This window comes from Paenibacillus sp. DS2015 (assembly GCF_050433705.1).
GTDB lineage: Bacteria > Bacillota > Bacilli > Paenibacillales > Paenibacillaceae > Paenibacillus_AQ.
In genome coordinates, this window is sequence record NZ_JBNPWS010000003.1 from 112,618 (window position 1) to 131,609 (window position 18,992).

Sequence of the window (18,992 nt, forward strand, 5' to 3'; positions counted from 1 at the left end):
CGTGACTACTTTATGCTTTTATGTGTCAGATTATGGGTATGGTCATGCAGCTCGAAGTATTGCGTTAATTAGGAACTTATTGGAGGAGCCCGCGTTACAACAGATGAATCTGATCATTTGTACCGGTGATGTCATGTCATTCATGAAGTCCTCACTTCCTGCTAACAATAGAATTTGCTATAGAAAAGTGAAGCTTGATGTAGGATATATTCTCAAACAAGGCACGATTGAAGTGGATCCCCTAGAGCTGCAACAACAATATAACGAATATATAGAATCCTTCCCTTTGCTAATCGAGCAAGAGAGGGATTTTCTTCTGTCGGTTGATTGTAGTCTGGTCCTGTCTGATATCTCTCCAGTGCCCTTTGCCTCGGCTGATCTGTTACATATACCTTCTATAGGGATATCTAATTTCACGTGGTATACGGGGTATGGTGATGCTCTAGAAGAGTCATATCTAGCATTGCTGAAGCAGGCATATGACAAAATGGATTATTTCATTAGTTTAGCAGGATCGCGGGAACCTAGTTGGGGAAGAAAGGGAACCTTAGAAGTGGATTTCTATAGCCGTGAAGTTGATATTGAAGAATCTCATAGGATTCGTAAGAGACTGAACGCATACGGGGATAAAATAGTCATCTATTTCTCAATTGGAATGAGTATTCATATCGCTGACATCGTTGAAATGGAGATGTGGAACGATGAGCAGTGTATGTTTATCGTTTCTTCAAATGTAGATATACAAGGCGCTAACATTATGAGAATTCCTTCAACGTATACCGAATCACAGAATTACATGGATGCCTCAGATTTGGTTATTACGAAGCCGGGTTGGAGTACGATTAGTGAGGCATATCAGTTGCGGAAACCTGTAGTACTACTCGATAGAGGTTGCATGCCGGAGGACAGAAATACGATCGAGGCTGTGAGGAACAAGCTAGCGATCCATTTAGTGAAATGGGAAGAGTTAAAAACAATGAAGAATATAAAAGAAGAACATTCTACGTTATCTAATTCTTTTAAAGAACATTCTATGCATGTAGATGTTGATCATAATCATGAGGTTCCCATGCAGCGCATCGTGGGTTTTATAAATGGAATCGTTGATAAACAACGTCAGTATTTAGGAGGAGTTTACTTATGAGGTTAACCGTTATTGGTACGGGTTATGTTGGGCTAGTGTCCGGCGTGTGTTTTGCTGATCTAGGGAATCATGTTATCTGTGTAGATAAAATTGCGGACAAAATTGATAGGTTGAACCTGGGAGAGGTTCCAATATATGAACCTGGGCTTAAAGAATTAATTGAGAAAAATGTAAAAGAGGGACGTTTAAGTTTTACTACTGATTTAGAAAGTGCCGTCATTCAATCTGAAATTATTATTCTAGCCGTTGGCACGCCATCGCTTCCGAGTGGTGAAGCTAATTTAAGTTATATTATGCAGGCGGCACAGGATATCGCTTCTGCTATGGACAGTTACAAAATTATTGTGACGAAGAGTACGGTACCCGTAGGTACGAATGAGAAAATACAAAATATCATTTCACAACATACGTACCATCCTTTTGCCATCGCTTCCGTTCCAGAGTTTCTTAGAGAGGGTACCGCTATTAAAGATACGATGAATCCAGATCGCATTGTGATTGGTTCATCAAATGAGGATGCTCTTGATAAGCTTATCAGTCTACACTCACCGCTTACCCCCAATATCCTTACTACAGATCTCCGGTCAGCGGAGATGATCAAATACGCATCGAATGCTTTCTTGGCAACGAAGATATCGTTTATAAATGAAATCGCGAATATATGTGAAAAGGTTGGAGCGGATGTTACAAGAGTAGCGGAAGGGATGGGCTATGATAAGCGCATTGGTCAATCCTTTTTGCAAGCGGGAATAGGGTATGGAGGGTCGTGCTTTCCTAAAGATACGCAAGCTTTAATTCAGATTGCTGGAAATGTAGATTATGACTTTAAGCTCCTGAACTCAGTCGTGGAAGTAAATAAGGACCAGCGTTTCAATGTTATTCGTAAATTACAAGAAGCACTTGGGTCATTATCTGGTCGGACGATCGGGATCTGGGGGCTAGCATTTAAGCCAAATACAGATGATGTTAGAGATGCTCCAGCCACTGAAATCATTCAGAATTTGATTGAACGAGGTGCTTTAGTGAGAGCTTATGACCCTATTGCGACAAGTAATTTCAGGAAAGAAGTGGATAGCCCTTCTATTCATTGGTCCGAGAGCGCCCTAGAAGCTGCAGCAGGATGTGATGCGGTTTGTTTACTGACGGAATGGGATGAGTTTGCTCAAGTTGATTTAACTGAATTAGCCCAGTGTATGAATACTGCGGTTATGATTGATGGTCGGAATCTATACAACAAGGAAGAGATCGAACAGTCATCTTTTATTTATTATTCTATAGGTCGCCCTAGTGTCACGAATATAGGCGATAAAATAACGCTTCTATTATAGGTATAGGAGTCAAGGGGAGCGGGCATGAAATTAGGGTTGAAGATATCCATATGGGTGTTATCTATCGTGGTTATAGTTATTTCTGGGTATGTGTTGTATATATATCAATCGGTTAAGACGACTGCTAATGATATTTATGAGCCAAGGGAACCTGTACAGACTATCGTCGTTAATCAAGACCCGCAAGGGGGGGATCCCAAGCGAAGACAAGAGGTTAGTTTAAAAGATAAGGACTCATTTACAGTTCTTGTCTTGGGAGTAGATCAACGTGAAAATGACCGTGGTCGCTCAGATACGATGATTGTATTAACTGTAAATCCGATCAAACAGTCCATTCTTATGTTTAATATACCTAGGGATACTCGAACAGAAATAGTGGGGCATGGAACAGTCGATAAAATTAATCATGCTTATGCCTTTGGTGGCACAAGTATGTCAATTCAGACGGTTGAGAAGTTTCTGGACTATCCCATCGATTATTATATCAAGATGAATATGGAAGGATTTATTCAGATTATTGATTTATTAGGTGGGGTTAAAGTGAATAATCCTTATGCATTTAACATGGAGGGTCATTCGTTTCAACAGGGGAATCTGCAATTAGATGGTGCGGAGGCCTTGCTCTTCTCTCGTATGAGATATGACGATCCCAAGGGAGATTTGGGTCGAAATAGTAGGCAACGAGAAATCATTCAGAAGATGTTAAAGAGTGGAATGCAGATATCTAGTATTATACATATCCAATCCATGATTAAAGAAGTGGGGGATAATGTTAAGACAGATATTAACTTTGATAATATGAAGAAGCTTGTAACAGACTATCGTTCAGATCTCAAAACGATAGATATGGTAGAAGTGAGAGGACAGGGGCAGAAGATGAATGGTATCTATTATTACATTGTCGATGCAGCAGAACGTAGTCGTATACATGAAGTGATGATCGAGCATTTGAATCAGTCGGACGTACAGAAATAATAAGTATTTGGAATAGAGGACATGTCTATTATACGGAGCGACTAGTCCTATTGTGATACAATTTATATCGTTATGGAGTTGAATTAATCCCTTTTCTTTGATCGCTCCGTAATTAGACGTGACTTCTTTCTACAATTCAAAGTTTGAATGTATAAAAGGAATGGATGTAATGATAAATGGAGGATAATACATATGGTTCAATTGGTGAGAAATTCTGAGGGTATACTTGAAGCAGAGCTAGAGGGAAAGAAATATAGTCATGTTAAATTAATTCGGAAATTCCCCTTTACGATGCCAGATCAATATATCTCGGTACGCACCCAGGAAGATGAGGAAGTTACACTGATCACCAATATTTCAGTATTGGAAGAAGCAAGTCGTAGAGAAGCAGAACAGGAGCTTCAAGCTTACGATATGATTACACAAATCCTAAATGTTATTTCGATAAAGAGAAGCGAAGACCTATGGCTATGGACGGTGGATACGGATTATGGAAGAATGGTGGTTCGGATGAATGAGAGATTTGAGAATCTACACCCTCTAAGTCCAAGTCGATGGATTCTAACAGATATTGAAGGTCGTAGGTTTACTCTATCTAATAATTAGATCTGACAACCCTCACATTATAGGAATTCCTTGACATTGCAATAAATGTCAAGTACATTACTGTTAATGATACAATATGTAACTATTTGTGTAGTAGTCGATACATTTTGTCGAATAACAGAAATGATTCCGTGAGGGGAAGGTCTTCGCTTGATTGAATATAATCAATTTTTCTGCGTTTATTGTGAGAAAATGGTCCGATGGGATAAGAACAGTGTGATTTTCAAAACAGGATTTTATAGATCTAACATAGCTATGGGCTACTGTGCAGAATGTATTCACAATCAACCTGAAATTTATCAAGTATGTAATATTGTGGAGAAATAAACGAGATAATATGCTAAACTATGTTGTGGAACAAGAAGATTAGACCAAGAAGGTTGTTATTCGGTAAAGGAGTGAATATGATGCAGCAAGAGCCAGTGGTTCGGCTAGAGGGTGTTTCGAAGATTATTTCTTCAAAAACAATAGTGAATAATCTTTCTTTAGATATCGAACCAGGCCAAGTTTTCGGGTTCCTAGGACCCAACGGGGCAGGAAAGACAACAACAATCCGCATGATGGTTGGATTAATTTCTATTAGCAAGGGCGACATCGTAATCTGTGGCCACAGTATTACCAAGGAGTTCGAGAAAGCAATTACACATGTTGGAGCTATTGTGGAGAACCCAGAGATGTATAAATTTCTGACTGGGTATCAGAATTTACGACATTTTGCTCGGATGATGTCGGGTATTACGGAAGAAAGAATACAAGAGGTCATCAAGCTTGTTGGATTAGGTAATCGAATCCATGATAAGGTCAAAACCTATTCTCTTGGTATGAGACAGAGATTAGGTGTAGCCCAAGCGATACTTCATCGCCCGAAGCTTCTTATTCTGGATGAGCCGACGAATGGCCTGGATCCACAAGGGATCCGTGAATTACGTGATTATTTACGACATTTATGTAAGATAGAGGGTACGACGGTGTTCGTCTCGAGTCATCTACTCTCTGAGATGGAACTGATGTGCGATCGTGTAGCTATCATTCAGAATGGTTCCCTCATTGATGTTCGTCAGTTAAAAACGGAGGATGGTATCGCAGTCTCAGCATCTGAAATTGCCTTTGATGTAAGTGATCCACAGCAAGCTGCGCTAGTTCTTAGTGTAGATCGAGTGGAGAATAATCTACTGGTTATGCGAGCGTCACGTGAGGAAGTGGCAGATATCAATGCCCGTTTGGTTCAGGCCGGAATTAAAGTATACGGCATTCGCGAGGTAACACGCTCCCTAGAAGATCAATTTTTGGAAATGACGGGAGCTGATCAGATTGTCTAGTTCTTTTGTTAATCTTGTGTTAAATGAGAATATGAAAATTTATCGTCGTATTCGTACATGGATTATGATATCTATCTTAGTCGTTATATCCATACTTCTGCCCTTTTTGTTTTCTTTTTCAACGGGATTCGAACAACCGAATGTATGGGAAGTTACAATCATATCGATGACGATATCCTTTTTTCTAAACATGATATTTGTCGTCGTCATTGCAGCTGATTCAGTAGCAGGCGAATTCTCTTGGGGTACAATTAAACTATTACTAATTAGACCTTGGAAACGGTCCAAAATTTTACTTTCAAAGTATGTATCGATAGTGTTGTTTAGCTTACTTACTACTATTATACTTTTTGGTATTACTTTTCTATCTTCTAATATTTGGTTCTCCTATGGGGGTAGTGCTGGAATGACTTCAGGAGCATGGAGCGATATGAATTTCACATTGATGTCGTTGCTACTCAAATATGTTGAACTGGTCCTGATCGCTACGATTGCTTTCATGGTATCTAGCGTATTTCGGGCAAGTGGACTGGCTATTGGATTATCTTTATTCATTATGTTTACTAAGGATATCTTTACTACATTGTTTAATCCAGATAATCATGAATGGATGAAGTATCTAATATTCACGCATATGGATTTGAGTGGATATATGAACAGTTCCGTAGGTCCAGGTGGTAGTACACTTACCTTCTCCATATCCGTACTGGCTGCCTATTATATTTGTTTCTTATTGTTGTCATGGTTCGTCTTTAAGAAGCGAGATGTTTCATCTTAAGTATAAGTAACCATTAGAGCCTCATTGATGTAGAGTATACCTCTATCTCAATGGGGCTCTTTCAATTTTCATAGGACGTTTAATTGGTTTCTGGCTGTAAAAAGCGTGAACTAACCTCTTTCGAAGGTGTAGCCATGGTCGGAACAGGTTCTGGTTGGTTCATTGTACTCGTACCACTTAAGGCACCGCCCTCCATAATAATAAGCGCAGAGGCCGTTACATCACCGAACATCTCACCTGTCGCCGTAATCGTTAGTTTACCAGTGGTTGCTACATCACCGTATACTTTACCCGCAATGATGACCTCTCTTGCGTTAATATTAGAACGAGCTATTGCAGATTCACCAACGGTCACATAGCCTTGGGATGCTATCTCTCCATTGAAATTACCTTCGATTCTGAGGTTGGCATCGCATTGTATTGTGCCCGTTATTTCAGAACCTTGTCCAATAAGTGTATCTGTTGCTACTAGTGCTTTTCGTGATTTTCTCAATCTTGCCAAAGAAATAACCTCCTTCAAATGGTTAGTTTAATCTATATAGGGAAGTGGATTTACGACTTCATCTTGCTTTATGACCTGGAAATGTAAATGGGCTCCAGTACTACGACCTGTACTACCCATTTCTCCAATGATTTCTCCCTTAGAAACGAGATCCCCAGGAGACACCTTGAGATGACTCATGTGCATATACGATGTTTGTAGACCTTCAGGGTGTTGAATTACGATATAGAGACCTCGGGCGCCACTCTCTTCGGCACTCAATACTTGTCCTGCACCAGCGGCATAGATTGGATCTCCCGTCTGACCTCCAATATCGATACCCGCATGAAAAGCAGCTTTACCTGTAAAGGGATCTGTTCGGTAACCAAAGCTAGAGGTTAGTACTTTAGATACTGTTGGCCAAGCATCGGGCGTGCCAGAGATCATTTCTTGTGTTTCTTTGGCCTTTTCAAGCGTGTTGGGAATATGATTCTCCATCGTATCTAGTAGTTTTCTCATTAGCTCAAAGTCATCTTTGGTTTCCTGAGTAAGATCTAGAACCTCGCTTTGGTGAACCGCGATGAATTCCCCCCCTACGTGACTGGAAGCATCTAAAGACAGAGGGTCTGTATGAACTTCTGTAGATTCAGGAAGCATACTAATATCGTGTTTCTTGATGAATTTTTGTAACTCGTCCTCTAGCTCGCTGACGCGTTGCATCTTGCTCTTCATGTCATCAGCTTCGGAAGATAAGTTCACAATTTCATTCTTCAGTCGAAGGATGGCTTCCTCACGATTATTTACCGTTAATTCCATCTGAAGATTAGCTATGGTCTTCGATGTTATTTCGTGTTCCATCTTGGAAATGACCTGAGAGGAATGAACCTGCATGGATACAATTAGGCCCGATAAACATAGAATGGCGGCAGTGGGGACAGCAATAAGTAAGGGTTTGGAAATATGGATCTGCTTAACGGCATGCTGAGCATCTCGCAGAACGAGCAGGGTCAAGTGTTGTTTAGATTTCGCACTTTTCATGGCAACTCCTTTCTGTGGCTCAATTTTGTTGGACCGTGAAGATATTACGAAAGCTTGTTTATATTCTATTTATTCTAAATTATCTCGGAATATGTCAAATTTTTCTGTATCGTCAAGTTATACTTTGCCTTCTGGAGGGTATATATTGAATAAAGCTTGGACGTTATGGTCAATGCTGATATATATATTTTGGAAGCGGGAGGTGTGTATCCTTGACCGTTCACTTAAGGGGGCTAGCCGAATGATGTGGCTACTGGTCGTACTAGTGGCATTTATTTTTCAAATGGTGACCATTCTATTCCTTGAGTTTCGGGACCCAACAAAGGCTGTCGCTTGGATGTTTATTGGGATTTTCATACCTTTTTTTGGTTTTGTAGCTTATTATTTCGTAGCTCAGGAGTTTAAGAAGCGCAAGCACATCCGATCACGGGGATCTCGCTTATTTCAGGAAATTCGAGAACACCTGTGGAATGAAGCGGCTATTGTAGAGAAAGTAGAGGAAATGAGTAATGCTGAGTTTCTCCATGAGGGGCGATTGTTCAATCTCTTATCTCACCTATCGGAAAACCCTATAACGGGATGCAACCATAGTGGTGTACTTACTGATGGCAAGGCAGTCTATCAAGCTATGTTTGAGGCGATGGAAACGGCAGTTGACCATATCCATGTCCAATTCTACATATTTAGGCAAGATGTTATTGGTACTAAATTTCAGAATGTCTTGATTCGTAAAGCGCGAGCAGGTGTGAAGGTTCGTGTGGTATGTGATGGAGTCGGGAGCTACAGACTTAAACAGCCCTTTTTACAGCGCTTCAAGGATGCTGGGGTAGAGTTTCACTTCTTCCTCCCGCCATTTATTGCCACACTAGATCGTCGTGTTAACTATCGTAACCACCGCAAAATAGTAATCGTTGATGGAAAAAGGGGGTTTGTTGGTGGACTTAACGTAGGAGATGATTACCTGGGGCTCTACCCTAAGGTAGGACATTGGCGGGATACACATCTTGAGATTGAAGGAGATGCTGTTTATTTTCTACAAAATGTGTTTCTTAATGATTGGAAATTAGCCTCTGGGGAGCGAATTGTGGAGATGTCCTTGTTCCCTGCGCATGAATGTACGGGGAAGGAGCAAATACAAATATTAAGTAGTGGGCCAGATCAGGCTTGGAACGCTGTACAGGAGATGTGTTTCGGTGCTATAACAGTAGCCAAAGAGAGAATATGGATTACGACACCTTATTTCATTCCAGACTCAAGTATCTATGAAGGACTAAAAACAGCGGCAGTAAGTGGGGTAGATGTACGAATTATTATTCCTTATCAATCGGATTCAAGATTGGTACATATGGCTTCATTATCCTATGTTGAAGAATTGTTGATTGCGGGTGTACGCTTCTTTCAATATCGCAAAGGATTCGTTCATGCCAAAATTATGATTGTGGACCAGTTACTTGCCTCTGTAGGAACGGCGAACATGGATATGCGTAGTTTCTTCTGTAACTTCGAGCTGACCGCCGTGTTGTTTGAGCAAGAGCCCATTGCTCGTTTAGTACACGATTTCGAAGAGGATTTGAAAGTTTGTTCTGAAATGGAGCTCGACATCTTTCTGCGTAGATCACGTTTACAAAAAGGAGAAGAAATAATATGTCGTATGTTATCTCCTCTACTCTAAGTAGTGGAGAGTGTGCATAAAAATTACCTTATATCCATTAGGATCGAGGTGCCCAGAGGATTACAGAGACTCCAGCTATACATAGAATAGCTCCAATCCAATCGTACATATCGGGTGTGTTTTTATCGACCCACCAGCCCCATAGTATAGCGAGTACAATGAATATCCCCCCATAAGCCGCATAGACTCGTCCAAAAGAAGGGTAATGCTGCATTGTAGGAATAATTCCATATAAGATAAGAATGAGACTGCCTATGATGCCATACGTTAGAGGTTTGGATTCCTTAAGCCACAGCCATACCAAATATCCCCCACCAATTTCAGCTAAACCTGCAGCTATGAATAATAATAAGGAGCGCATTACAGTTATTTACCTACTTTCATTTTGTTCGTTATATTTCTATGATATAATATATATCATGTAATATTCATAATAACGGCATAAGTCCTAAGGTTACAGCCAAGGTTAAGATGATAATTAGAGCAAATGTTCTAATGGGATTTACAAGGATATGACTTGGACTACAATATTTTGGCTTACTATATAGACTGTTCATTCTAAATTATATTTCCTTCACTTATTCCTAGGCAGTGAGTCCGTACCCAATGCTTAACATATGAATATTTTGACCGAAATACGAAATAAATTCGAATTGTGCGGGGGGGGATTATATGGTAGCAAATTCAAATGTATTTGTTGAAGAGAGGCCGCAGGAGCCTAAGATACCACAGAGAACTCAATCAAAGGTCAAGACATTAGTCCGAATTTTCACCATGATTATAGGAGCGACTCTGGTTGCTGTAGCACTTGAAATTTTCCTGGTGCCTAACAACATTATTGATGGGGGTATTACTGGGATATCCATTATGTTTTCACATCTTTTCGGTATACCTATTGGTGTATTCTTACTGCTCCTTAACTTACCATTTCTATTTCTTGGCTACAAGCAAATAGGTAAAACCTTCGCTTTATCAACGTTATTCTCAGTTATTGTTATGTCCGTAGGTACTACGTTATTGCATCCTGTTAAGCCACTGACGATTGATCCTTTACTTGGAGCTGTGTTTGGCGGTGTGATCTTGGGGGTTGGTGTAGGTCTAGCGATACGCGCTGGGGGTTCAACAGATGGAACAGAGATTGTAGCGATCCTATTCAGTAAGAAGTCGCCCTTCTCCGTTGGGGAAGTTGTTATGTTTATAAATGTCTTTATTCTAGGTAGTGCAGGCTTCGTCTTCGGATGGGACCATGCAATGTATTCTCTCATTGCATATTATATTGCTTTTAAATTGATAGATATTACTAATGAAGGTGTAGATCAATCGAAGTCAGTTTGGATTATCAGTGATAAGTATCGGGATATTGGAGATGCTTTGACACATCGTCTTGGACGCGGAGTTACGTATTTGGATGGCGAAGGATCTTATTCGGGTGAGAATAAGAAAGTAATCTTTGTCGTTATTACGCGCCTAGAAGAAGCTAAACTGAAAGCTATTGTTGAGGATTGGGATTCACAAGCCTTTATTGCTATTGGTAATATCCATGATGTTAAAGGCGGACGCTTTAAGAAAAAGGCGATCCATTAGTAGACAATTTGACAAAAGAAGGTGCCCCAAAGCCATGGGAATTGGCTGAGGACACCTTCTTTTTTATGAAGTAAGCTACAGTGGGCTTTTTACACTTAGACTAGCTGTTTAATAATCTGTCCAACGGGTTGAGGTGGAAGGGTTGCGATGAGATCACCCTTAACTTGGAGTCTTTGTTCGATGTTAAGCAAATGGAAGTCGCTGGGACGGACGTCTTGCCTCACTTCATCCCATGATAGAGGGGTAGACACGGTAGCTAACGCACGAGCACGTGGTGTATAAGGAGCGGCCAATGTTTTCCCACCATAATGCTGTAAGTAATCGAAATAGATGTTATCCCCGCGGTGTTTCTTAAGTCTTTCTAGAGTGAAAAGATTAGGATGTTTCTCTGTGACATATCGACCTACAAAGTGGCCTATTCTTCGCAGTTCCTCAAAGGTTATTCCTTGCTCAATGGGTATGATAATCTGAACTCCAGTAGCACCAGACGTCTTGGGTACAGACTGTAGTCCGAGTGAGGACAGAAGTTCCCCTACGATATTGGCCGCCTCCATAATACGCGGTTCCACTTCAATCGATGGATCTAGATCAATCATCCACTCGCAGGGAAGGTCACTTCCCGCATAATGAAGGGACGGATGAAATTCTAACGAAGCTAAATTTCCGAGCCACAACAGTTCAGGAAGGCCGTTGAGCAGAATGTAGTTAATGTCTTCAGACGAAGATATAGATACATAAGGTGGCAAAGGTTCAGGGGCATTTTTTTGATAAAAAAAAGTCCCATTGACACCATGCGGATATCGGATTGTAGTTAGTAGTCGGTCACGGCAGTAGGGAAGTAAATATGGAGCAAGAAAAGCTAACTTTTGTAAGTATATAGCCTTCGTAATACCTACTTCCGGCCAGAGCATCTTCTCGGGATTGGTAATCTGTAAGGACTGACCATTAATCTGTATACTCCCCTTCAAATTTCTCTTCAAGACACTGTTGATTTAGCAGCTTTTTTCGTTGAACGTCGTTTTGGCTTAGGAGTTGCTGTCCCATCTGCGGTTATCTCAGCGCTTGTTTTTGCAGATTTAGTGGAAGGACCCTTTGTGCGTTTATTCTTAGGCTTACCAGGATCACTAATGACAGGTTGCACGGCTTCGATACTCGCTTGTAAGGCAGCCATCAGATCCATGACGTTCGTTTCTTGGCGTGCTGGAGCAATCTTCACTTCTTGACCCGCTACTTTACTTTGAATGAGTTGGAGCAGTGATTCACGATAATCATCGGTATACTTATTGGGGTCAAAAGGGGTAGAGAGCTGTTCGATGAGCATTTTAGCCATGTCAAGTTCTTTGTCTTTAATTTCTGCATTTTCCGGTAAGTTAGGAACCTGTGATACAGGTCTAATCTCATCAGGGTAGAAAATAGTTTCGATCGCTAAACATTCATCCAACACTCGAATAGCCGCTAAGCTACTTTTGGAGCGTATGGATATTTTGGCGATTCCAATTTTACCCGATTGTCGCATGGCTTCTAGCAGAAGCATATAGGCATTCGATCCAGCTTGATCTGGGGAAAGGTAATACGTTTTCTGGAAATAGATCGGATCAATCTCCGTTAGATCCACGAAATCTATGATCGTAATATTCTTATTCCCTTGTTCAGACAATTGCTCCATTTCTGCCTTCTCAAATAGAACAAATTTGCCCTTTTCATATTCATAGCCCTTAGATATTTCCTCCCAGGGCGTTTCTTTATCACATACCGGACATTTCCGTACATAAGAGAGCGGGCTACCACAAGTGGAATGAACATACCTCATCGAAATGTCTTTGTCTTCTGTTGCAGAGAACATTTTTACAGGGACATGAACCAGCCCAAAACTAATTGCACCTTTCCACACTGTATGCATAGGACTTCGTCTCCTTTGTTTTTTAACCATTAGTATATCCAACGCTTATTCATTTCATGTTCACAAGAAGTTGTCTGAATTCTAATTGAATGGCTCAGTTCCCTATGGGGAATATTGAGTAGAGCCGAAGCTGAGGTATGCTTAGATTAGGGGTATGAAATGGGCTGGGAGGAGTAATATTTGATGAAGGAAGAAGAACTAGAGATTGACGGCAGGATGGTCGATTGGGAGAATATTACCGCTCCTCCAAGTATAGATTCTGAACCACCTGAAGAGTCTTATGAACTGGATATTGATCGTATGGTTAATGAGGGTTTAGGCGGAGGTAATGTGACCCTAGACAATGGTCTGATTGGGGATAGCACAGAATTTCTAGATGACGATAAAAAGGAGTAAATGCTATGGATTTGCGAAGAGCTCTTGATATTTATCACGATCAGGATAGTATTGCTGTTCAATTGGACGGAGAGCCTGTCTGGATTGAACATGTGGATGAAGTATATGGGATGGCTACGGTACAGGTGGGATCTAAGCCAACGAATACACATACAGTGAGTGTTGAGCGGCTACAGAAGAAGGAAAAGTAAGATTAGAGTAAAGCAGCAAGATGTCATAGAATTAGCTTCTATACAAGGACTGAGGCCTGAACTTCTGAGAAGAGGTTGAGGCCTCTTGTTGCGGCTCATACCATAGACCGATATAATAAAGGTCAAAGTTAAGTAAAAGAACTGAAATTGGAACTACGTACTAAAATGGAATTGGAATTGGAATAAAGGTGGGTTCTATGGTGGAAAAAGACCAATATGGGGAGCATTACGTGTACATATCCCATCATCTAGAAGATACAGAGAAATTAGCGGCATGGCTTGCGGAAGCATCCGTCCCTGGGACTGTTATTGGTCTAGATGGAGATTTGGGTGCGGGCAAGACAGCCTTTTCACAGCGTTTTGCTACACATTTAGGTGTGAAAGGAATTGTTAATAGCCCTACCTTTACGATTATTAAAGAATATGTAGGTAGGTTGCCTTTATATCATATGGATGTCTATCGGCTGTCTATGGATGAAGCAGGTGAGCTTGGATTAGACGAATATTTCTATGGCGAGGGTGTATGTCTCGTGGAGTGGTCTCAGATGATTAATGAACTATTACCTGAGTCCCATCTACATCTTTATATAGAGACTATAGGACTTGAAGAACGTAAAATTACGGTGCGAGGTTTCGGGGAGTCTTACGAAGAGCTATGCCGTAATCTGAATAAGAATGGAGTCTTTAAGTGATGAATATACAACAGAAATCAGAACCAGAAGCACGTTTTCTTGCACTAGATACCTCTACAACTTCTTTGGCTGTGTCGGTGATGGAGAACAACAAGGCGCTGCACGAGATTAATGTATATGGTGAACGCAATCATTCCGTTCGCATCCTCTCGATTATTAAGGAAGCATTGAAAGTAACGGATACCACGAATACGATGGTCAAGGGGATCGCTGTAGGGATCGGACCCGGTTCGTACACGGGTACTCGTATTGCGGTAACAGCAGCCAAAACTTTAGCATGGGCTTGGGAGGTTCCTGTCGTAGGGGTTTCTAGCTTACATGCATTGGCCTATGGGGGTTACACCCAGGGGGCAAATGAATTTGAAGAAAAATCGCATAAAAAGGATCACATCAGTTGGGTCATTCCGCTACTGGACGCGCGTCGAGGTCAGGTGTTTACTGCGCTCTTTAGCGTGGATCATGGGGCGCATATTCCGAACCGTTTAGAACAAGATGGCATTCGTTTAATGGAGACTTGGGTTGAACAGTTGTTAAGTCTTATTGCGATGTTAGCAGATGAAGATAGACCTGACGCTGTGTGGATTGTGGGAGATGTCCGTCTGCATGAAGAAGCAGCATCGAAACTCACTTCTGTGCTAGGAGACCAACTCCACATTGTTCCATACGATTTGGAAGGACGTTTTGTGGGAATCTTGGGAGCGGATAGACTATTAAAGGGAGACCTGGATGATATGCATACGCTGGTGCCGAATTATACACAGCTAGCGGAAGCGGAAGCTAATCTCTTACGAGCCCTTAAGGAAGGGAGATAAGTTTCATTATGCTAATGGACGACAAACATGAGATTAATTCATTCAAGTTTCGACCGATGAAGCTGGAGGATATTCCTAGCATTATGATCATTGAACGAGAGGCATTTACATTACCGTGGACAGAAGATGCTTTTCGGAATGAGTTGACAAACAATCTTTTTGCTCGGTATGTGGTATTGGAGCATGATGGAGAGTCCATCGGCTATGCAGGAATGTGGACGATTGTGGATGAGGCACATGTGACCAATATTGCTCTCTTAGAAGCGTATCGTGGTCGTAAACTTGGAGGCCTTTTGCTGGGTGAGTTAATGAATACAGCTTCACAGTTGGGCATGCTAAGCATGACATTAGAAGTACGTGTATCGAATAGGATTGCTCAAAAGTTGTATGAAAGAAAAGGATTTACATCGGCGGGACTTCGTAAAGGCTATTATTCAGATAATAATGAAGATGCTATGATCATGTGGGCAGATTTGCCATCATACCAGGAGCATGCAAGTATGGAAGGAAGCGTATAGATTCATGGGTGAAGCTAATAATGAATATAAACCTTGTTATATACTAGCTATTGAAACAAGCTGTGATGAAACAGCCGTATCTGTTGTAAAAGACGGCCATGAAGTGATGTCTAATCTGATTTCAAGTCAGATTGAGACACACAAAGCTTTTGGTGGAGTTGTGCCTGAAGTCGCCTCACGTAAGCATGTAGAGAGCATCACACTGATGTTAGACGAAGCTGTGGCAGCGTCAGGAATTAAGAAGAGTGAGTTATCAGCTATTGCGGTGACTCAAGGCCCTGGGCTTGTAGGTGCATTACTGGTTGGTGTGGTAGCAGCGAAGAGTCTAGCTGTTGCCTTAGATAAGCCACTAATTGGTACACATCACATCGCAGGACACATCTATGCTAACCGATTAGTTCAAGAAATTCAGTATCCATGTATGGTACTGGTTGTATCTGGTGGCCATACAGAGCTTGTGTATATGGAGAAGGAGGGGCAGTTCGATGTAATTGGTCGTACACGTGACGATGCTGTTGGCGAAGCCTACGACAAAGTAGCACGTTCGATTGGCTTCCCTTATCCTGGAGGTCCCCATGTAGACCGCACAGCGATGGAGTCAGAAGAGTCGATTACATTACCCCGAGCATGGCTTGAACCCAACTCCTATGATTTCAGTTTTAGTGGATTGAAATCGGCAGTTCTAAATGTGATTAACCAGCGGAAAATGCGTGGAGATCCTCCGATTCATGAAGCCATTGCACGTGGATTTCAAGAGTCAGTTGTAGAAGTACTAGTAACGAAAGCGATACGCGCTGTTAAATCCTATGATGTTAAACAGCTGTTACTTTGTGGAGGAGTTGCTGCCAATCGTGGACTTCGCAGCGAACTGAGTCGGCGCTGTGCAGAGGAAGGGATTAATCTCGCTATACCTCCCATTGAGTATTGCACGGATAATGCTGCAATGATTGGTGCTGCTGCATATCTGAAATGGTGTGAGGGACAATTTACATCGCTTGATATGTTGGCAGATCCTCAACTTTCATTAGAGGATTGGGCTGCCAATAAGATGGTCTAGTGATTTGGGCTTGACAATGGTTAGTGATGCTCGATATAATCAATAAAATTCCAAATGATTATAAACGCGATGAACAAGACTAGTATGGTTATCCGGGAATAACAGAGAGCTGCGGGAGGGTGCAACGCAGTCGAAGGAACCTGAACTCACTTGGGAGCGGAACGGTGGAACACGGCGTATATATATCTGCGCAGGCCCGGAAAGTGCACGCCGGGAAGTATACCGTTACGATGGCCTCCGTGAGAGGGCAAGCTTATCAGTCTATTCTATTGTTGGAGAAGAGTAGCTGCATAGCGTTGAGGGGCCTTTCCGCTAGTATCCCATTTAGATTTAGGGAGAAGGAAGAGCAACAAGAGTGGTACCGCGAAGGTTAACAGCCTGTCGTCTCTTGATTTAGAGATGACGGGCTTTTTTGTATACTTTTATAACAAAACGCAATGAACGGGAGTAGTAAAGGGCCAATGTCTACAGAGAGCTACGGGACGGTGTGACGTAGTGGCAGAATCCTTTGAATCTCGCCCGGGAGCGCAAGCGGTGGAACTGTAAGTACACCAGCTTCGGCTTACCCCCGATATAGGGAACTTCTTGATCGATACGGTTATAATCCGTACTTTCAAGAGGATAAGTGGGGTGCCTAGACTGTAATTTAAGTCGATGGCATCAACAAGAGTGGTACCGCGGAAGGTGAAAGCCTGTCGTCTCTTAATATAGAGATGGCAGGCTTTTTTGTGTTACCAGCAACCATAAAATAACTATAATTTGAGGAGGATTTACGAAATGACAACAATACCGAATATCACGATTTTTGACACAACGCTAAGAGATGGTGAACAGGCACCTGGGGCTAGCTTACAACCAGAACAGAAGATACAGCTTGCAGCTAAACTTGTAGAACTAGGTGTTGATGTCATTGAGCCAGGGTTTCCTATTTCGAGTCCAGGTGAATTTGCTGCAGTAGAAGCCATTTCACGACAATTTCAGCAGGTTGAGATATGTGGATTTGCACGTGCGGTACAGGGGGATATTGATGCTGCCGTTCGAGCTACACGCGATGCGGAGCGAAGAAGAATACATCTTTTTCTCTCTTCATCGGATATTCATCTACAGCATCAATTGCGAATAAGTCGTAAAGAAGCTGTCGCTAAGGCAAGGCAGATGACCGCTTATGCGAAGCAGTATTGTGAGCGTGTCGAATTCACGGCGATGGATGCAGCGCGGACGGGAATTGATGATCTGATTGAGATGGTAGAAGCAGCCATTGAAGAAGGAGCAACGATTATTAATTTGCCGGATACCGTAGGTTATGCTCTTCCTGGGGAATATGGAGAGATGTTCCGCAGAGTAAGAGAAGGGGTAAGGGGAGGTAACAATGTTCAATATAGCGCGCACTGTCACAATGATCTTGGGCTTGCAGTGGCGAATAGCTTAGCTGCCATTCAGAATGGTGCAACTCAGATTGAAGTAACGGTGAATGGGATTGGAGAGCGGACAGGGAACTGTGCACTTGAAGAGTTGGTTATGGCTTTAACAACTCGACAAGAATCGATAGGCTTTTCCACTGGGATTGTGAAAGAGAAGCTATATGAAGTATCGAGATTGGTTAGTGGTGCAATGCACTTTCCAATGGCCTATAACAAGCCTATCGTGGGACGTAATGCCTTCCAGCATGAATCAGGTATTCATCAGGATGGGCTTCTGAAAGATCGCAGCACCTATGAGATTATGAATCCAGAGTCGCTAGGTATTCCACGGAATATGATTATTCTAGGGAAACATTCGGGCCGTCACGCTCTGAAAGATCGTATTGCACGCTATGGCCTGCAGATCAACGAAGAGGAACTAGAATTGCTTTATATTGAGTTCAAAGAAACAGCAGATCGGCTTAAGGTAGTTAGTGATGATCTTCTATTGCAAATGGTGAGCAGAACGATGGGCATTACAGCACAGAACTATGAACTAGGAGAGGTACAAGTGTTGGCAGGTAGTGCTCAGAACCGTGTGGCAGCTATTACACTGCGACATCTTCATGAGAATAGAGAATCCTCTCATACAAGTACAGGAGACGGTCCACTCGAAGCCGTCATTGCAGCCATTAGTCAAGGCATTGACGCTGAAATTACTTTCGTTGATCTAGAATTGCATTCTCTTAGCGCAGGGGAGGAAGCACATGCGGAGGCGGCCGTAACGGTAGAGTGCCAAGGTACAATCTACCGAGGCACAGCCGTGCATCAAGATATTGTCATGGCAGCAGGTCTTGCCTATGTCGCCGCATGCAATAGTGCGCTAACTGTCTTCCCCAAGGCCTAGTTAGCAGGAGAATGAGTGTGGTGTATCTGATTACAATAACTAAACAACAATAGTACATTGCAGTATCTATAGTAGATAAGGGCACTCTTGGGTTAATAGCAAGAGTGCCCTTTGTCGAATTCTTGTATTACAACCAATGAATAATAAAAATGAATAGCATCACTATAGGTCAAGCTTCGACGAGGAGAGCGTGT

General features: G+C 42.0%; 21 protein-coding genes and 1 other annotated feature. Of the genes, 16 read left to right on the forward strand and 5 right to left on the reverse strand.

Annotated features, from left to right (window positions below):
* Position 1: 1 nt before the first annotated feature.
* The 6 genes from J2T13_RS03905 (at position 2) to J2T13_RS03930 (ending at position 6,150) form a co-directional block, all read left to right on the forward strand.
* Positions 2-1,144, forward strand: a complete 1,143-nt coding sequence (locus J2T13_RS03905) for a hypothetical protein (protein ID WP_429368514.1) — start codon at positions 2-4, stop codon at positions 1,142-1,144.
* A complete protein-coding gene (locus J2T13_RS03910; RefSeq protein ID WP_429368516.1) occupies positions 1,141-2,472 on the forward strand; it encodes a UDP-glucose dehydrogenase family protein in 1,332 nt (443 codons plus the stop codon). The genes J2T13_RS03905 and J2T13_RS03910 overlap by 4 nt, the downstream gene beginning before the upstream one ends.
* Positions 2,473-2,496: 24 nt before the next feature.
* Positions 2,497-3,447 (forward strand): LCP family protein, encoded by a 951-nt coding sequence (locus J2T13_RS03915; protein WP_429368518.1) that lies wholly within the window; start codon positions 2,497-2,499, stop codon positions 3,445-3,447.
* 192 nt (positions 3,448-3,639) lie between these two features.
* Positions 3,640-4,053 (forward strand): DUF1854 domain-containing protein, encoded by a 414-nt coding sequence (locus J2T13_RS03920; protein WP_429368520.1) that lies wholly within the window; start codon positions 3,640-3,642, stop codon positions 4,051-4,053.
* A 407-nt stretch (positions 4,054-4,460) separates the two neighbouring features.
* A complete protein-coding gene (locus tag J2T13_RS03925) occupies positions 4,461-5,372 on the forward strand; it encodes an ABC transporter ATP-binding protein (protein ID WP_429368919.1) in 912 nt (303 codons plus the stop codon).
* A complete protein-coding gene (locus tag J2T13_RS03930) occupies positions 5,365-6,150 on the forward strand; it encodes an ABC transporter permease (RefSeq protein WP_429368522.1) in 786 nt (261 codons plus the stop codon). The genes J2T13_RS03925 and J2T13_RS03930 overlap by 8 nt, the downstream gene beginning before the upstream one ends.
* A gap of 79 nt (positions 6,151-6,229) precedes the next feature.
* Here J2T13_RS03930 and J2T13_RS03935 read toward each other — a convergent pair whose 3' ends face one another.
* Both J2T13_RS03935 and J2T13_RS03940 read right to left on the reverse strand, forming a co-directional pair.
* The gene (locus tag J2T13_RS03935; RefSeq protein WP_429368524.1) at positions 6,230-6,652 is read right to left on the reverse strand and encodes a bactofilin family protein; all 423 of its coding nucleotides are present in this window, start codon (positions 6,650-6,652) and stop codon (positions 6,230-6,232) included.
* A 27-nt stretch (positions 6,653-6,679) separates the two neighbouring features.
* Positions 6,680-7,669, reverse strand: coding sequence for a M23 family metallopeptidase (locus J2T13_RS03940; protein WP_429368526.1), 990 nt, complete (start codon positions 7,667-7,669; stop codon positions 6,680-6,682).
* 241 nt (positions 7,670-7,910) lie between these two features.
* On the opposite strand from J2T13_RS03940, the gene cls reads away from it, so the two are divergent.
* A complete protein-coding gene (cls, locus tag J2T13_RS03945) occupies positions 7,911-9,341 on the forward strand; it encodes a cardiolipin synthase (RefSeq protein ID WP_429368528.1) in 1,431 nt (476 codons plus the stop codon).
* Positions 9,342-9,378: 37 nt separating this feature from the next.
* On the opposite strand, the gene J2T13_RS03950 is transcribed toward cls, so the two are convergent.
* Positions 9,379-9,702, reverse strand: coding sequence for a YnfA family protein (locus tag J2T13_RS03950; RefSeq protein WP_429368530.1), 324 nt, complete (start codon positions 9,700-9,702; stop codon positions 9,379-9,381).
* A gap of 311 nt (positions 9,703-10,013) precedes the next feature.
* Here J2T13_RS03950 and J2T13_RS03955 point away from each other — a divergent pair, with 311 nt between their 5' ends.
* Complete coding sequence (locus tag J2T13_RS03955; RefSeq protein ID WP_429368532.1) at positions 10,014-10,925, forward strand: YitT family protein; 912 nt, start codon at positions 10,014-10,016, stop codon at positions 10,923-10,925.
* Positions 10,926-11,020: 95 nt separating this feature from the next.
* Here J2T13_RS03955 and ligD read toward each other — a convergent pair whose 3' ends face one another.
* On the reverse strand, positions 11,021-11,905 hold the full coding sequence (gene ligD, locus J2T13_RS03960; RefSeq protein ID WP_429368534.1) for a non-homologous end-joining DNA ligase: 885 nt from the start codon (positions 11,903-11,905) through the stop codon (positions 11,021-11,023).
* Entirely contained in the window at positions 11,902-12,825 is a 924-nt protein-coding gene (locus tag J2T13_RS03965; RefSeq protein WP_429368536.1) for a Ku protein, read from the reverse strand. The genes ligD and J2T13_RS03965 overlap by 4 nt, the downstream gene beginning before the upstream one ends.
* 183 nt (positions 12,826-13,008) lie before the next feature.
* Here J2T13_RS03965 and J2T13_RS03970 point away from each other — a divergent pair, with 183 nt between their 5' ends.
* The 8 genes from J2T13_RS03970 to J2T13_RS04005 all read left to right on the forward strand — a co-directional run bounded on the left by J2T13_RS03970 (position 13,009) and on the right by J2T13_RS04005 (position 18,798).
* The gene (locus tag J2T13_RS03970; protein ID WP_429368921.1) at positions 13,009-13,221 is read left to right on the forward strand and encodes a hypothetical protein; all 213 of its coding nucleotides are present in this window, start codon (positions 13,009-13,011) and stop codon (positions 13,219-13,221) included.
* Between the two features lie 5 nt (positions 13,222-13,226).
* Positions 13,227-13,412 carry an H-type small acid-soluble spore protein gene (locus J2T13_RS03975; protein ID WP_429368538.1) on the forward strand — a complete coding sequence of 62 codons (186 nt, stop codon included), beginning with the start codon at positions 13,227-13,229 and terminating at the stop codon, positions 13,410-13,412.
* A 197-nt stretch (positions 13,413-13,609) separates the two neighbouring features.
* Positions 13,610-14,104 (forward strand): tRNA (adenosine(37)-N6)-threonylcarbamoyltransferase complex ATPase subunit type 1 TsaE, encoded by a 495-nt coding sequence (gene tsaE, locus J2T13_RS03980; protein ID WP_429368540.1) that lies wholly within the window; start codon positions 13,610-13,612, stop codon positions 14,102-14,104.
* The gene (gene tsaB, locus J2T13_RS03985) at positions 14,104-14,916 is read left to right on the forward strand and encodes a tRNA (adenosine(37)-N6)-threonylcarbamoyltransferase complex dimerization subunit type 1 TsaB (RefSeq protein WP_429368542.1); all 813 of its coding nucleotides are present in this window, start codon (positions 14,104-14,106) and stop codon (positions 14,914-14,916) included. The genes tsaE and tsaB overlap by 1 nt, the downstream gene beginning before the upstream one ends.
* 14 nt (positions 14,917-14,930) lie before the next feature.
* Positions 14,931-15,434, forward strand: coding sequence for a ribosomal protein S18-alanine N-acetyltransferase (gene rimI, locus J2T13_RS03990; RefSeq protein WP_429368923.1), 504 nt, complete (start codon positions 14,931-14,933; stop codon positions 15,432-15,434).
* A gap of 4 nt (positions 15,435-15,438) precedes the next feature.
* The gene (gene tsaD, locus J2T13_RS03995) at positions 15,439-16,491 is read left to right on the forward strand and encodes a tRNA (adenosine(37)-N6)-threonylcarbamoyltransferase complex transferase subunit TsaD (protein ID WP_429368925.1); all 1,053 of its coding nucleotides are present in this window, start codon (positions 15,439-15,441) and stop codon (positions 16,489-16,491) included.
* A gap of 164 nt (positions 16,492-16,655) precedes the next feature.
* On the forward strand, positions 16,656-16,865 hold the full coding sequence (locus J2T13_RS04000; RefSeq protein ID WP_429368544.1) for a hypothetical protein: 210 nt from the start codon (positions 16,656-16,658) through the stop codon (positions 16,863-16,865).
* A 54-nt stretch (positions 16,866-16,919) separates the two neighbouring features.
* Positions 16,920-17,197, forward strand: a binding site (T-box leader).
* A gap of 71 nt (positions 17,198-17,268) precedes the next feature.
* Positions 17,269-18,798, forward strand: coding sequence for a 2-isopropylmalate synthase (locus tag J2T13_RS04005; protein ID WP_429368546.1), 1,530 nt, complete (start codon positions 17,269-17,271; stop codon positions 18,796-18,798).
* The last annotated feature ends 194 nt before the right edge of the window (positions 18,799-18,992 follow it).

What these genes read in the sequence shown, in the direction of transcription:
- J2T13_RS03915 (WP_429368518.1), top strand. Translation starts at nt 2,497, where the DNA reads ATGAAATTAGGGTTGAAGATATCCATATGGGTGTTATCTATCGTGGTT.
- J2T13_RS04005 (WP_429368546.1), top strand. Translation starts at nt 17,269, where the DNA reads ATGACAACAATACCGAATATCACGATTTTTGACACAACGCTAAGAGAT.
- J2T13_RS03925 (WP_429368919.1), top strand. Translation starts at nt 4,461, where the DNA reads ATGCAGCAAGAGCCAGTGGTTCGGCTAGAGGGTGTTTCGAAGATTATT.
- tsaD (WP_429368925.1), top strand. Translation starts at nt 15,439, where the DNA reads ATGGGTGAAGCTAATAATGAATATAAACCTTGTTATATACTAGCTATT.
- J2T13_RS03920 (WP_429368520.1), top strand. Translation starts at nt 3,640, where the DNA reads ATGGTTCAATTGGTGAGAAATTCTGAGGGTATACTTGAAGCAGAGCTA.
- rimI (WP_429368923.1), top strand. Translation starts at nt 14,931, where the DNA reads ATGGACGACAAACATGAGATTAATTCATTCAAGTTTCGACCGATGAAG.
- tsaE (WP_429368540.1), top strand. Translation starts at nt 13,610, where the DNA reads ATGGTGGAAAAAGACCAATATGGGGAGCATTACGTGTACATATCCCAT.
- J2T13_RS03975 (WP_429368538.1), top strand. Translation starts at nt 13,227, where the DNA reads ATGGATTTGCGAAGAGCTCTTGATATTTATCACGATCAGGATAGTATT.
- J2T13_RS03965 (WP_429368536.1), bottom strand. Translation starts at nt 12,825, where the DNA reads ATGCATACAGTGTGGAAAGGTGCAATTAGTTTTGGGCTGGTTCATGTC.
- J2T13_RS03955 (WP_429368532.1), top strand. Translation starts at nt 10,014, where the DNA reads ATGGTAGCAAATTCAAATGTATTTGTTGAAGAGAGGCCGCAGGAGCCT.
- cls (WP_429368528.1), top strand. Translation starts at nt 7,911, where the DNA reads ATGATGTGGCTACTGGTCGTACTAGTGGCATTTATTTTTCAAATGGTG.
- J2T13_RS03970 (WP_429368921.1), top strand. Translation starts at nt 13,009, where the DNA reads ATGAAGGAAGAAGAACTAGAGATTGACGGCAGGATGGTCGATTGGGAG.
- J2T13_RS03940 (WP_429368526.1), bottom strand. Translation starts at nt 7,669, where the DNA reads ATGAAAAGTGCGAAATCTAAACAACACTTGACCCTGCTCGTTCTGCGA.
- tsaB (WP_429368542.1), top strand. Translation starts at nt 14,104, where the DNA reads ATGAATATACAACAGAAATCAGAACCAGAAGCACGTTTTCTTGCACTA.
- J2T13_RS03910 (WP_429368516.1), top strand. Translation starts at nt 1,141, where the DNA reads ATGAGGTTAACCGTTATTGGTACGGGTTATGTTGGGCTAGTGTCCGGC.
- J2T13_RS03950 (WP_429368530.1), bottom strand. Translation starts at nt 9,702, where the DNA reads ATGCGCTCCTTATTATTATTCATAGCTGCAGGTTTAGCTGAAATTGGT.